12 protein-coding genes are annotated in these 12585 nt (G+C 73.6%); 4 read left to right on the forward strand and 8 right to left on the reverse strand.

All coding sequences use genetic code 11. The annotated features are described in order from the left end of the window. Positions 1-85 precede the first annotated feature (85 nt). The 4 genes from mshC to ACIHCL_RS20255 form a co-directional block, all read right to left on the reverse strand. A complete protein-coding gene (gene mshC, locus ACIHCL_RS20240; RefSeq protein ID WP_399863609.1) occupies positions 86-1315 on the reverse strand; it encodes a cysteine--1-D-myo-inosityl 2-amino-2-deoxy-alpha-D-glucopyranoside ligase in 1230 nt (409 codons plus the stop codon). A 395-nt stretch (positions 1316-1710) separates the two neighbouring features. After that, positions 1711-2565, reverse strand: coding sequence for an SCO1664 family protein (locus tag ACIHCL_RS20245; protein ID WP_399863612.1), 855 nt, complete (start codon positions 2563-2565; stop codon positions 1711-1713). Beyond that, positions 2529-3119: a DUF3090 domain-containing protein gene (locus ACIHCL_RS20250; protein WP_399863614.1), complete on the reverse strand. Its 591-nt coding sequence runs from the start codon at positions 3117-3119 to the stop codon at positions 2529-2531. The genes ACIHCL_RS20245 and ACIHCL_RS20250 overlap by 37 nt, the downstream gene beginning before the upstream one ends. A 108-nt stretch (positions 3120-3227) precedes the next feature. Then, entirely contained in the window at positions 3228-3950 is a 723-nt protein-coding gene (locus ACIHCL_RS20255) for a histidine phosphatase family protein (protein WP_399863616.1), read from the reverse strand. Positions 3951-4023: 73 nt separating this feature from the next. Between ACIHCL_RS20255 and corA the strand changes: the two genes are divergently transcribed. Then, positions 4024-5019, forward strand: a complete 996-nt coding sequence (corA, locus tag ACIHCL_RS20260; RefSeq protein ID WP_399863618.1) for a magnesium/cobalt transporter CorA — start codon at positions 4024-4026, stop codon at positions 5017-5019. Positions 5020-5116: 97 nt separating this feature from the next. Here corA and ACIHCL_RS20265 read toward each other — a convergent pair whose 3' ends face one another. Together ACIHCL_RS20265 and ACIHCL_RS20270 are read right to left on the reverse strand one after the other, a co-directional pair. After that, on the reverse strand, positions 5117-5905 hold the full coding sequence (locus tag ACIHCL_RS20265; protein WP_399863729.1) for a ferritin-like domain-containing protein: 789 nt from the start codon (positions 5903-5905) through the stop codon (positions 5117-5119). A 292-nt stretch (positions 5906-6197) separates the two neighbouring features. Continuing rightward, complete coding sequence (locus tag ACIHCL_RS20270; RefSeq protein WP_399863620.1) at positions 6198-7247, reverse strand: LLM class F420-dependent oxidoreductase; 1050 nt, start codon at positions 7245-7247, stop codon at positions 6198-6200. Positions 7248-7387: 140 nt separating this feature from the next. Between ACIHCL_RS20270 and ACIHCL_RS20275 the strand changes: the two genes are divergently transcribed. Together ACIHCL_RS20275 and ACIHCL_RS20280 are read left to right on the forward strand one after the other, a co-directional pair. After that, positions 7388-8371 carry an aldo/keto reductase gene (locus tag ACIHCL_RS20275; RefSeq protein ID WP_399863622.1) on the forward strand — a complete coding sequence of 328 codons (984 nt, stop codon included), beginning with the start codon at positions 7388-7390 and terminating at the stop codon, positions 8369-8371. Further along, positions 8368-10746 carry a helix-hairpin-helix domain-containing protein gene (locus tag ACIHCL_RS20280; protein WP_399863624.1) on the forward strand — a complete coding sequence of 793 codons (2379 nt, stop codon included), beginning with the start codon at positions 8368-8370 and terminating at the stop codon, positions 10744-10746. Before ACIHCL_RS20275 ends, ACIHCL_RS20280 begins: the two co-directional genes overlap by 4 nt. A gap of 57 nt (positions 10747-10803) precedes the next feature. Here the strand turns inward: ACIHCL_RS20280 and ACIHCL_RS20285 are convergent, their stop codons facing one another. After that, positions 10804-11475, reverse strand: coding sequence for a hypothetical protein (locus tag ACIHCL_RS20285; RefSeq protein WP_399863625.1), 672 nt, complete (start codon positions 11473-11475; stop codon positions 10804-10806). 47 nt (positions 11476-11522) lie between these two features. Between ACIHCL_RS20285 and ACIHCL_RS20290 the strand changes: the two genes are divergently transcribed. Further along, positions 11523-11711, forward strand: coding sequence for a DUF5703 family protein (locus ACIHCL_RS20290; protein WP_399863627.1), 189 nt, complete (start codon positions 11523-11525; stop codon positions 11709-11711). 57 nt (positions 11712-11768) lie between these two features. Here the strand turns inward: ACIHCL_RS20290 and ACIHCL_RS20295 are convergent, their stop codons facing one another. After that, positions 11769-12524 carry a chaplin gene (locus tag ACIHCL_RS20295; protein WP_399863629.1) on the reverse strand — a complete coding sequence of 252 codons (756 nt, stop codon included), beginning with the start codon at positions 12522-12524 and terminating at the stop codon, positions 11769-11771. Positions 12525-12585 lie beyond the last annotated feature (61 nt).

Here is a 12585-nt window from a genome sequence, read left to right on the forward strand (position 1 = left end):
GAACCGGCCCCGGACTTCGTCGAGAAGTCCGGGGCCGGTTCGCCGGATGGGGGGATCGGCGGGACCTCCCCGCCGCGTACGGGTGCTACAGCGCGACGCCCAGCAGCGCGTCGACGGCGCGCGAGACGAGACCGGGGGCGCTCTCGTCCGTGCCGCCCTCGGCATGCTGCCGCTCGGCCCAGCGATCCACGGCGGCCAGCGCCGCGGGGGCGTCCAGGTCGTCGGCGAGCGCCTCGCGGACCTCCTCGACCATGGCCTCGGCCGACGGACCGTCGGGCCGGGACACGGCGGAGCGCCAGCGTCCGAGCCGGGCGACCGCGTCGGCGAGCACCTGGTCGGTCCACTCCCAGTCGGCCCGGTAGTGGTGCGTGAGCAGGGCGAGGCGGATCGCCGCCGGGTCCACGCCGTCGCGGCGGAGCCGTGAGACGAAGACCAGGTTGCCCTTGGACTTGGACATCTTCTCGCCGTCCAGGGCGACCATGCCGGCGTGCACATACGCCCGCGCGAACGGGTACTCGCCGGTCAGCACCTGGGCGTGCGAGGCGCCCATCTCGTGGTGGGGGAAGGCGAGGTCGGAGCCGCCCCCCTGCACGTCGAAGCCCATGCCGAGGTGGTCCAGCGCGATGGCGACGCACTCGATGTGCCAGCCGGGACGGCCCGGGCCGAGCGAGCCGCCGTCCCAGCTCGGCTCGCCCTCGCGGGCGGCCATCCAGAGCATCGGGTCGAGCGGGTTCTTCTTGCCGGGACGCTCCGGGTCGCCGCCGCGCTCGGCGGACAGCAGCCGCATCGCCTCCGTGTCGAGGTGGGAGACGCCCCCGAAGTGCGGATCGGCCTCGATGGAGAAGTACACGTCGCCGTCGAGTTCGTAGGCCGCGCCGGCGTCCCGGAGCCGTTCGACGAGCGGGACGATGCCAGGTATCGCCTCCACCGCGCCGATGTAGTGCTTCGGCGGGAGCATGCGCAGGGCGGTCATGTCCTCGCGGAACAGGGCCGTCTCGCGCTCGGCGAGTTCGGTCCAGTCCTGACCGTCGCGCACGGCCCGTTCCAGCAGCGGGTCGTCCACGTCGGTGACGTTCTGCACATAGTGAACCTGCCGCTTGGTATCGAGCCACACGCGTTGAACGAGGTCGAACGCGTTGTAGGTCGCCGCATGACCCATGTGGGTCGCGTCGTACGGAGTGATGCCGCAGACGTAGATGCGGGCGACGGGACCGGGTTCGAGAGTGATCCGTCCGCCGGTCGCGGTGTCGTGGATCCGAAGGTCGCGGCCCTTGCCGGGCAGGGCGGGGACCTCAGAAGCGGGCCAGGCATGCATGCCACGAGACTAACCGGATGCACGTTCCGGATACGAACCGGATACCGGATCCTGGCCGAAGAGGCGCTCTTGCGGGGTGCGGCCCCGCCTGCTCGGGCAGGGAGTGGGGCGACGCCGGAGGCGCCTGTGCCACATCATTCCCGTCCGTCACCCGCCGCCCGGCCGTCGGAACGTCCTGTTCTCCCCGGGCTTCGCACCGGGCACCCCGCCGCTCCGAAGCTCTGCGGGGCGTGCTCCCCCACCGCGTGCCCGAACACCGCGCGCCCCGGCCCTCGCCCACGCCGGACCGCCCTCCCACCGGACCGGGTGCGCGCCGGAGCGCCGCTCGCGCCCGCGCCGGCGGCTCGGTGCCCGCACCGGAGCCCGTACTCACACCGCGGGCCCGGGGATCCGTCTCACACCGGCGGCCAGGGGATCGCCGGCCACGTCCCGCTCGGTTCCGGATGCCGCCCCGCCGCCTTCAGCCCCGCCACACGTCCCCGCAGCGCCTCGATCTCGACCGCGGTGATCAGCTCGCCCAGCCGGGTGATGAGCGGGGTACCGGGAGCCAGTTCCGCGCCCAGCCGGTCCACGACGCCGACGGCCTCGGCCGTCAGCGGCTCCCCCGCCCACCCCCACAGCAGGGTGCGCAGCCGGTCCTCGGCGTTGAAGGTCACGCCGTGGTCGATGCCGTAGAGACGGCCGCCGGGCGAAGGGAGCAGATGACCGCCCTTGCGGTCGCCGTTGTTGATCACGGCGTCGAGGACCGCCATGCGCCGCAGCTCCGGGTCGTCGGCGTGCACCAGCAGGGCCGTCCTGCCCGCCTCGACCTCGGCCCGGACGACGGCCTTCCAGCCCTCGCCGGGCTCGTCGTCCTCGATCAGCGCGAGCAGCGGGCGCCGTTCGTCCCCGGCGGGCCCGTCGCCGTCCGGCTCGATGTCGATCCACAGCTGGCACATGCCCTCGCCGTACGGACCGTCCCGGAGCACGGTGGGCGGTATGAGCCCCCAGCCGGTCGTCTCGGAGATCTCGTACGCGGCCACCTCCCGCTGGGCGAGGGTGCCGTCCGGGAAGTCCCACAGCGGGCGCTCACCGGCCACGGGCTTGTAGACGCAGGCCAGTTCCGCGCCCTCGTGGACGACCGTGCAGAGGAGCACCGCGTTGGACGCCTCGCGGACCCGGCCGCGGACGGTGAGCCGACCCTCGGTGAGCACGGTGACCAGTTCGGCGTCGGTCAGGCTCCGCGGCGGTATCCGTTCTGGCGCGGGCATACGTGTCCTTCCGGGTCGAGCGGCAGGCTGCACAGCGGGCACGGGGGGCGCCCGGCGTTCACGACGTCCAGGGCACGCTTGGCGAAGGCCCGCGCCTGCGCGCCGCTCAGCCGGACCCGGAGCACCGGCGGACCGTTCTCCTCGTCCTGCAGCAACCGCTCCTCGGCCTCCGCGAGGTCCTCGTCGGACTCCACGTCCAGTTCGACCAGCGCCTGCGCCTCGATGATCATGCACTGTTCCTCGCCGTCCCAGGCGAGCGCCATCGTGCCGACCCTGAACTCCTCCTCGACGGGCGCGTCGAGGGGGGCGGTGTCGGTGACGTCCATGGGCGCGACGGCGGGCACCGGCGAGTTCCCGCCGGTCCTGCGCACCACTTCGTCGAGCAGTTCGTCGATGCGCTCGGCGAGTGCGGCGACCTGCGTCTTCTCCAGGGCCACGCTGGTGACGCGGCTGCCCGAGGATGCCTGCAGGAAGAACGTACGACGTCCAGGCAACCCGACCGTGCCGGCCACGAAGCGGTCCGGGGGGGCGTAGAGGAACACCTGACGGGACACGTCCTGTCTCCCTTGAAGATCGGCGGCGGATGGGGAATGGGGCGGCCGGGGCCGGTGGGTCTCCCGGTGGGGGCGCCTACGGCGCGTCCACCCTACTGCGCGGAGCGATCACGGCGCCCCGGCTCCGCCGCCGACGGTCGCGTCGGCTTCGGCCCCGGTGGACGGGCGCGCGTCCGGCCCCGCCCCGTCGCCCCGCTCGCGCGGTGCCAGGGGGGCCAGGTCCCCGGTGTCGCCGAGCCGCAGCAGGAACGGCCGCAACGCGGTGTAGCGGATCGCGGTGACCGAGCACGGGTCCACGTGGATCCGCTGGAAGAGGTCGAGGTGCAGGCCGAGCGCGTCGGCGACGAGCGCCTTGATGACATCGCCGTGCGAGCACATCACGTAGGCCGCGTCGTCGCCGTACTCGGCCTCGATCCGCGCGTTCCAGTCCCGTACGGCGTCCACGGCGCGCGCCTGCACGGCGCGCAGGGACTCGCCGCCGGGGAACGACGCGGCCGACGGGTGCCGCTGCACGACGCTCATCAGCGGCTCGTCGGCGAGTTCGGCCAGCTTGCGCCCCGACCAGTCGCCGTAGTCGCACTCGTTGATCCGCTCCTCGGTGTGCGGCACCAGGTCCGGCCGGGCCTCGAGCAGCGGGCGCAGGGTGTCCCGGCAGCGTTGGAGGGGACTGGTCACGGCGGCGGCCAGGGGCAGCGCGGCCAGCCGTCCGGGGAGCGCCGCGGCCTGCGCGGTTCCGTGCGCGTCGAGGGCGACGCCGGGGGTGCGGCCGGCGAGCACCCCGGCCGTGTTGGCGGTGGAGCGTCCATGGCGTACGAGGATCAGGGTGGGCATACGAGCCAGCGTAGGCCGCCGACGGGACGCCCGGAGGTCTGCCGGGATGCGCCGCGGCGGACGGCAGGGAAGAATGCCCGCCGTGATAGTGGACTGCGCGATCTACCGGAACGGGCGCCGTACCGAAGGCCCCGAAGACCTCTCCGCCGCCCTCGCGGAGGCACGGGCCACCGGAGACGCGTTCCTCTGGATCGGGCTGTACGAACCGACGGAGCACGAGGTCGAACGCGTCACCAAGGCGTTCGACCTCCACCCGCTGGCCGTGGAGGACGCCCTGAGCGCACACCAGCGGCCCAAACTGGAGGTGTACGAGGACTCGCTGTTCGCGGTCATCAAGCCCGTGGTGTACGAGCACGCGAGCGGCACCGTCACCACCGACGAGCTGATGGCTTTCATCGGTGATTCGTTCGTCGTGACGGTCCGGCACGGGGAGGGCGCGCCGCTCGCCGCGGTACGGCGCCGGCTGGAGTCCGAGCCGGAGGTGCTCCGGCACGGGCCGACCGCGGTGCTGTACGCGATCAGCGACGCCGTCGTCGACCACTACATCGAGGTGGCGGGCGAGCTCCAGACCGACCTGGAGGAACTGGAGACGGAGGTGTTCGCACCGACCGGCTACGCGAACACCACGAACACCGCGTCCCGCATCTACACCTTCAAGCGGCAGATCATGGAGTTCCGCCGTGCCGCGGGCCCGCTGAGCGCCCCCATGACCCGGCTGGCGGGCGCGGACGTGCCGTTCGTCCACGAGCACTCGCAGCCGTTCTTCCGGGACGTGAGCGACCACCTGACGCGCGCCAACGAGTACGTGGAGGGGCTGGACCGGCTGCTCTCGGACATCCTGTCCGCCCATCTGGCCCAGGTGGGCGTGCGGCAGAACGACGACATGCGCAAGATCTCGGCCTGGGCGGCGATGGCCGCCGTCCCGACCATGGTCGCGGGCATCTACGGCATGAACTTCACGCACATGCCGGAGCTCGGCTGGACATGGGCGTACCCGGCGGTGATCGCGCTGATGGCCACGGTGGTCTTCGCGCTGCACCGGCTCTTCAAGCGCCGCGGCTGGCTCTGACCCGGGCCGGCCCCGGCGGGGGCACCGGATCACGCGGCCCGGCCGCTGCCGTCCCCCCGGCACCGCCGCGCGACGTTCCGGACCGCCCGGGCCCGGCTCAGACGAACTCGGCCTCCCGGCGCGCGGGACCACTCAGCGCGTCGCGGCGCTCCGGCTGCTCCAGGCTCACCATGCGCCGCCATCCCACGAGCCGTTCGTACGCGTACATCAGGTGGATTCCCGCCGCCAGCACGCCCGCCCTGGCCCGGGACCAGCCGAGGACGCGGCCCATGTGCTCCATCACGGCGAGGCCGACGTCCCGGTACACCTCGATCTCGGCGAGCGCGTACGCACGCAGGACGCGCTGGATCGTACGGCCGTGTCCGGCCCGGGCGAAGCGCAGCAGTTCCTCGTGGCAGTACGCGAGGTGGCTGTCCTCGTCGTCCGCGATCGCCCTCACCGCGCGGCCGATGTCGGGGTGGTCGGCGAAGTGTCTGCGCAGCAGGGCCATCTGCTCGGAGGCGCGCTGCTCGGTGACCCGGCTGTGGGCGAGATAGGTGATGATGTCGCGCTCCGTGAGCGGCTCCCGCCGCGCCAGCCGTTCATGGGCGAGGCCGATCCCCCGCCGCTCCAGCAGCATCGTGTAGTCGGTCTCGGGCGGGATCTCGACCGGACGCAGTCCGCGCTTCTTCAGGAGGGCCCCGAAGATCCGCCCGTGCTTGTCCTCGTCGGCGCCGTGCCGGGCGATCCTGGGCGCCAGGGCCCGCTGGCTCTCGGGCGCGAGGGCCGCGATCCGGCCGTTCTCCCAGCCGCCCTGGGCCTCCCCGCCGGCCGCGATCGAGCAGAACAGCCGGTACGACTCGTCCTTGTCGAGAATCTCCTGGAACAGGCTCCTCACCGAGAACACCACTGTCACCTCCTTGCCGGCGTCGGCCCCTCGTCAGTCAAAGGCGGCACGCCCGTCCGGGCAACAGGAACGGCCTCCTGCTACGCCGGACGGGCTGCACGGGCCGTGCCGTGGCCGAAACCTTTCACCTCTGGTGGGAGAGGCGTAACCGTGCGCCGCCGGGGGCGTTGTTCCGCGTAACGGCCGTGGCGGGGAGACCCCGAGCCCCCGCCACGGCCGTGGCCCGGCCCCCGGGCCGGAAGTCCCCGGAAGCCCCGCGGGAACGCGTATGACGCGGGCGGGCAGACCCGCGTCAGGCCAGCCCGGACCGCTCCAGGGCGTCCGTACCGGCCCGCAGCGCCGCGATCCGCTCGTCGAGCGTGAATCCGGCCGGGGCCAGGGTGAGTGTCGTGACACCCGCCGCGGCGTACGCCTGCATCCGCTCGGCGATCCGCTCGACCGGGCCGAGCAGCGTGGTCCGGTCGATCAGTTCGTGCGGGACGGCGGCGGCGGCGCCGTTCTTGTCGCCGGACAGGTACTTGTCCTGGATCTCGGCGGCTTCCTTCTCGTACCCCATGCGCTGCGCGAGCCGGTTGTAGAAGTTCTGCTCGCGGCTGCCCATGCCGCCCACGTACAGCGCGGTGTACGGGCGGAACGTGTCCGCGAGGGCGCTGATGTCGTCGCCGACGGCGAGCGGCAGCGTCGGGCACACGTCGAAGCCGTCCATCGTGAGCCCCGCCTTCTCGCGGCCGGCCCGCAGGTGCCTGACCGCGGTGTCCTCCAGGTGCTCGGCCGAGGGGAAGATCAGGAGCGCCCCGTCGGCGATCTCGCCCGTCTGCTCCAGGTTCTTGGGCCCGATCGCGGCGATGTAGAGCGGGATGTGCTCGCGCTGCGGGTGGACGGTGAGCTTGAGGGGCTTGCCGGGACCGTCCGGCAGCGGGAGCGTCCAGTGCCGCCCCTCGTACGTCAGCCGTTCCCGGGACATCGCCCGGCGGACGATCTCGACGTACTCCCGGGTGCGGGCCAGGGGCTTGTCGAACGTGACGCCGTACCAGCCCTCGGAGACCTGGGGCCCGGACACGCCGAGGCCGAGCCGGAAGCGGCCTCCGGAGAGCGAGTCGAGGGTGGCGGCGGTCATCGCCGTCATGGCGGGCTGACGGGCCGGGATCTGCATGATCGCGGAACCGACGTCGATGGACTCGGTCCGGGCGGCCACCCAGGCGAGCACCGTCGGCGCGTCGGAGCCGTACGCCTCGGCCGCCCAGCAGACGTCGTAGCCGAGCCGGTCGGCCTCCTGGGCGACGGCGAGGTTGTCGCCGTCCATTCCCGCACCCCAGTAACCGAGATTGATGCCGAGCCGCATAGCCGCTCCCCTTACCGATCAGTAACGTCTCTGGGTCCTGGACTCTAGCGCCCGTCGGCCCGTCGCGGCAGGGGCGACTCGGCGCGGGGTTGTCCACAGCCCTCCGCCGTGTACGGTTCCGGCCAGTAATCTCAGCGCCCATGGAGCAGAGGCATCTCGGCCGCACCGGCCTTCGCGTGTCCAGGATCGGGCTCGGCACCCTCACATGGGGCCGGGACACCGACGAGCACGACGCCGCCGAACAGCTGAACGCGTTCTGGGAGGCGGGCGGCACCCTGATCGACACGGCCGACGTGTACGGCGGCGGGGAGGCCGAGTACCTGCTCGGTCGGCTCACCGACGGCCTGGTGCCGCGGCACGAGCTGGTCATCGCCACGAAGGCGGGCAGTGTCGCCGACCCGTACCGCAGGTTCAACGGCTCGCGCGGGCATCTGCTCGCCGCCCTGGACGCCTCGCTGGAACGGCTCGGCACGGATCACGTCGATCTGTGGCAGGTCCACGCCTTCGACCCGATGACCCCGCTGGAGGAGACGCTTCAGGCGGTGGACCTGGCGGTGTCCAGTGGCCGAGCCCGGTACGCGGGCGTGTCGAACTTCTGCGGCTGGCAGCTGGCGAAGGCGGCCACCTGGCAGCTGGCCGCGCCCGGTGTGCGCACCCGGCTGGCGAGCACGCAGATGGAGTACTCCCTGCTGCAGCGGGGCGTGGAGCGGGAGGTGCTGCCGGCCGCGCTCGATCTGGGCGTGGGGCTGCTGCCGTCCTCCCCGCTGGGCCGGGGCGTGCTGACCGGGAAGTACCGCACGGGTACGCCCGCGGACTCGCGGGGCGCCTCGGAGCTCCTGGCCCCGTTCGTCGAGCCGTATCTGGACGACACGGCGGCCCGCGTCGTGGACGCCGTGGCGACGGCGGCGGACGGCCTGGCCACGACGCCGCTCCAGGTGGCGCTCGCCTGGGTGCGGGACCGGCCGGGCGTGGTGGCCCCGATCCTCGGCGCGCGCAACGCGCGACAGCTCATGGAGGCGTTGTCGGTGGAGACGCTTAGTCTTCCTGACGAGATCTGCCAGGCGCTCGACGACGTGTCGGCGCCCGTGCACCGCTATCCCGACCAGGACTGGAGCACGCTGTGACCGCGCTTCCCGGGGGAGACACCCCCGGCACCCCGGACGCCGACGACGCCGGCGCCGTCGAGGACCCCACCCCTCCCACCTCGTCCGCGCCACCCGCGCGGAGCGGGGACGGGGAGACGCGCGAGGGAACGACGGCGGACGCCACCACCGGCGCCGCGGGGGACGACGACGGCTCCGCCCCCGGGGGGACGGCCGGGACACCGGCACCCGCGGCCGACGCACCGGCCGTGGACGAGACGGCCCGGGACGTTCCGGACGGCGGGGACGAGGGCACCGCCTCGGAGGAGGCCGGGAGCCGAGGGACCGCCGGGGACGGGGAGACCGGGGACGGGGGGGCTGAGGGCGAGGAGGCCGCGCCGCTCTCGGAGGCCGAGGCCGAGCTCGCCGCCCAACGCGAGTTCAGGGAGCGGATCGAGCGGCGCAAGGCGGAGAAGGCGGGCCCCATCGCGGCCGGCGGGAAGCTGAGCGGCACGGCGGCCGATCTGCTGGCCGCCGTACGTGCCGTGGAGAGCGGCGAGGAGCCCGACTCCACGTACTTCGACTCATCCGCGCCCGCCGCCGCCCCCAGGCGGCCCGCGCCCGCGCCCGCTCCGGCACGCCCCCGGCCGCCCCAGCCCGCGCCGACGCCCCGGGGCCCCTCGCCGCAGACCGTGGCCGAGGTGGCCGCCGTGCTGGCCCAGGGCGGTGCTCCCGAAGCGCTCGCGGGGCCGACGGCCGAGGCGCTCGGCACACAGGCGGCCGACGCCCTGCGCCAGGACCCGTGGCGGATGCTGGCCGTGCCGGGCGTCAGACCCGATCAGGCCGACGGGTTCGCGCGGGCCCTGCTGGGCGCCGGCTGCGGCCCGGACGACGAGCGCAGGACCGCCGCCCTGGTCGGCTGGCTGCTGGAGCGGGCCGCGCTCCGGGGACACACGGCGCTGGAGGCGGCGGCGGTCCGGGCCGCGCTCACCGAGCACGCCGTCTCCGATCCCGAAGCGGCCGTGCGCCATGCGGTGGCCGCGGGCGTCGTCCTCGTCTTCCAGGAGGACGAGGACGGTGAGGGCCCAGCCGCCGACACGGGTTCCGGGGAGGGCCCGGAAGCGGAGCGCACGGAGGGCGCCGGGCAGGAGGCGGTACGGGTGCTGCTCGGGCTCGACCGGTACGCGCTCGCCGAGGAGAGCCTCGCCGACGGCCTGGCCCGGCTGGCCCACGCCTGCGAGAAGGGCGCCGACTGGTCGAAGGCGGCCTCGGCCGCGCGTTCCCCGTCGGCGGCCGAGCTGATCCGCGCGGTCGCGGCCCACGGTCTCGTGGCGCACACCGGTGGCGAGGCCGCCCGAGCCGAACCCGCCGCGCTCCTCACCGCCGGCCGGGGGCTGGGGCTGCGCGTCCTGGGCGCCGCGCACGGCGTCGACGGCAGGCGCAGGCTGGCCGAGGCGACCGGCGATCCGTCGGTCGCCGTCACCCTCGCCGGACTGCTCTCCGGCGCAGAGGGCCCCGGGCGGGACGAGGAGGGGGCGATCGACGTCGACCTGCTCGTCGTGCTGGACGCCCCGCAGCTGGACGTCGAGACCGCCGCGATGCTCGTGGAGTCCCTGGCCGACGGCACCCGGCTGGTGCTCAGCGGCGACCCGGGCGTGCTGGGTTCGGCGGGCGCGGGCCAGGTGTTCGCGGATGTGCTGGCGGCCCGCGCCTGCCCACAGGTCGTCTCCCGCACGCCCGATCCGGGGCCGCTCGGCGAACTGGTCTCCGGCATCGGCATCGGCGAGCTGAACCAGGTCGAGGCGCCGGGCAAGGAGGTGGTGATCGTCCCGGTGCGCGACGCGGGCGAGGCGGTGCACCGCACCGTGCAGCTGGTCGCGGACTCGGTGCCGCGCGCCCTCGGCATCCCCTCGGCCGAGACCCAGGTCATCACCGTCGGCCACGGCGGTGCGGCGGGCACCCGCGCGTTGAACACGGCGCTCAAGCAGCGGCTCAACCCCGGTCCGGGGCGGTTCGGCGGATTCGATCCGGGCGACCGGATCGTCCATGTCCCGGCGCCCGGCAGGGCCGTGCTCGGGACGGTCGTCTCGGCCGACGCCGAGGGCCTGCACCTGGACTGCGCGGGCGCGCGGATCGTCGTGCCCCGGCAACGGGTGGTGTCGTCAGTGCGCCACGGCTGGGCCCTCAGCGCCCATCAGGCGGCCGGGACGCGGTGGCCCGCGGTGATCGTCGTTCTGCCGGGCGACGCGGCGTCCGAGCTGAGCCGGCCGTGGGTTTACACCGCGTTCGGCCGGGCCGAGCGGCATCTGTCCGTGGTGCACGAGGTGGACCAGGCGCTCCAGCGCGCGGTCGCCGAGCCCCCGGCCCGGGACCGTACGACACGACTGCGCGGCCTCCTGGAGGCGGCGGCCCGCTGACCGGGCCGCACACCGTTCCCCTGCCGCCCCGGCCGGATCCGGCCGGGGCGGCAGGGATCAGGGGGTGTCCGCCATCAGCCCCGCTCGCTCGTCCTCGACCTCGTCGTCCTCGTCATCCTCGTCGAAGACGGAGCTGACGTCGAAGCGGCACACCACGTGTTGCGGGTCCGCGTCGTCGAAGGGCGCGTCGAGCCACTCCCCCGCCTCCGGCAGCTCCTCCACGGCCACGACCCAGAGGGTGGAGTCGGCCTCCTCCAACCCGAACTCGGTGTGCCGGGAGGCGATCTCGTCCGGTTCGTACTCCCCGAACAGCACCCCGAGCGCCGCATGGACGCTGGAACCGACGACCGCGGCGCTCCCGGTGGCCCGTTCGTCGGGTTCGGTATCGGCGATCCGTTGCGCCTGTGCGAACAGCCGCGGCGGCTCCACCACGGCGTAGTCCCGCCGGATCAGAACGCTGAGCGCGTTCGGCTCCTCGGGGCCGGTGTACGGAGGCAGGGACCCGTCCGCACCCGGGATCTCGAAGGGGGTGACCTCGTCGTAGCGGTCGTAGAGCAGTTCGTCGTAGACCTCGGCGGCGGCGGCCAGTGCGTTGAACGCGTCGTAGACGGCGGGATCGTCGTCCCCCGTCCGGCGTTCGACCGCGGCCAGGTGGCGGTCGATCGCGGATTTGATGGCTTCGGCGGCGGCGCGTACCTCGGCAGCGGTGGGCTGCGCAGCATCAGACATGGTGCAGACGCTATCCGTAGCGGGCCTCTGCCCGCACAATGGGGGCGATGCGGGAATACGAATTTGTCGATGTGTACGTACCGCGCGGAGTGTCTCGGAAGGAGACCGCCCGCCTGCTGACCGACCATGCCGAGTACAGACACTGGGAGCTGGACCGACTGACGCTGCGCCGCGACGGCAGCCGCAGGGTGCGGCTGCGCAGGCGGATCATCCGTCAGCTCCGCGCCACTTGGTGAGGAGGGCGGGCCCCGCGACCGCGGGACCCGCCCTCCTCGCTTCGCCGCCTCGGTCCGTTACGCGGACAGCCTGGCGCGGCGGTAGAACACCGCGCCCGCACCCGCCAGGAGCAGCCCCCCGGCCACCGGGACCAGCAGGTCGATACCGCCCGCCCCGGTCTGGGCGAGCTGCGGAACGTTCTGCGCCTTGGGCGCATTCGGCTCCGTGTGCGGGCCCGGTACCGGCGGCTTGTGCTCGGTGACCGGGGTGACCGGCGGAGTGACCGGCGGAGTGACCGGAGGGGTGACCGGCGGAGTGACGGTGTCCGTGTGGTTCCCGCATTCGTTGCCGAAGGTGGGATTGAGCAGTCCGCCGATGGTGACGCTGTTCCCGCAGGCGTTCACGGGGATCTCGATCGGCACCGCGATGTTGTTGCCGGACAGCACGCCCGGCGATCCCTTGGCGACGCCCTGGGCGGTTGCCCCGCCGCCGATCGGGGCCCGGTGCTTGCCCGTTCCCGGCCGGCTCGCCTGGGCGAGATCGCCGTCCACCTGACTGTCGGAGGCGTGCTTGCCCGCGGAAGCCTTCTGCGAACCGTTACCGCAGGTGTTCCCGAACGCCGGGTTGAGCAGCGCCACCACGTCCACGGAGTTTCCGCAGACGTTGACCGGTACGTCGACCGGGATCTGCACCGAATTCCCCGAGAGCACTCCCGGGGAGTCCGCCGCGCCGCCGGACGCTTCCGCGTCCGCGTGCGCGTATCCACCGCTCAACGCGAGCACGCCGCCCGCTGCCGCCACGGTGATCAGGCCCTTGCGCGTGACCTGTCGCATAACTTCTTTCCTGCCTTCTGCCTTCCGGGAATACCCCCGGACTCGATCGTGCGGGGGGCGG

The organism is Streptomyces sp. NPDC052042, from assembly GCF_044548345.1.
Taxonomy (GTDB): Bacteria; Actinomycetota; Actinomycetes; order Streptomycetales; family Streptomycetaceae; genus Streptomyces.

What these genes read in the sequence shown, in the direction of transcription:
- ACIHCL_RS20295 (WP_399863629.1), bottom strand. Translation starts at nt 12,524, where the DNA reads ATGCGACAGGTCACGCGCAAGGGCCTGATCACCGTGGCGGCAGCGGGC.
- ACIHCL_RS20285 (WP_399863625.1), bottom strand. Translation starts at nt 11,475, where the DNA reads ATGTCTGATGCTGCGCAGCCCACCGCTGCCGAGGTACGCGCCGCCGCC.
- ACIHCL_RS20245 (WP_399863612.1), bottom strand. Translation starts at nt 2,565, where the DNA reads ATGCCCGCGCCAGAACGGATACCGCCGCGGAGCCTGACCGACGCCGAA.
- ACIHCL_RS20270 (WP_399863620.1), bottom strand. Translation starts at nt 7,247, where the DNA reads ATGCGGCTCGGCATCAATCTCGGTTACTGGGGTGCGGGAATGGACGGC.
- ACIHCL_RS20290 (WP_399863627.1), top strand. Translation starts at nt 11,523, where the DNA reads ATGCGGGAATACGAATTTGTCGATGTGTACGTACCGCGCGGAGTGTCT.
- ACIHCL_RS20275 (WP_399863622.1), top strand. Translation starts at nt 7,388, where the DNA reads ATGGAGCAGAGGCATCTCGGCCGCACCGGCCTTCGCGTGTCCAGGATC.
- corA (WP_399863618.1), top strand. Translation starts at nt 4,024, where the DNA reads ATGCCCGCCGTGATAGTGGACTGCGCGATCTACCGGAACGGGCGCCGT.
- mshC (WP_399863609.1), bottom strand. Translation starts at nt 1,315, where the DNA reads ATGCATGCCTGGCCCGCTTCTGAGGTCCCCGCCCTGCCCGGCAAGGGC.
- ACIHCL_RS20255 (WP_399863616.1), bottom strand. Translation starts at nt 3,950, where the DNA reads ATGCCCACCCTGATCCTCGTACGCCATGGACGCTCCACCGCCAACACG.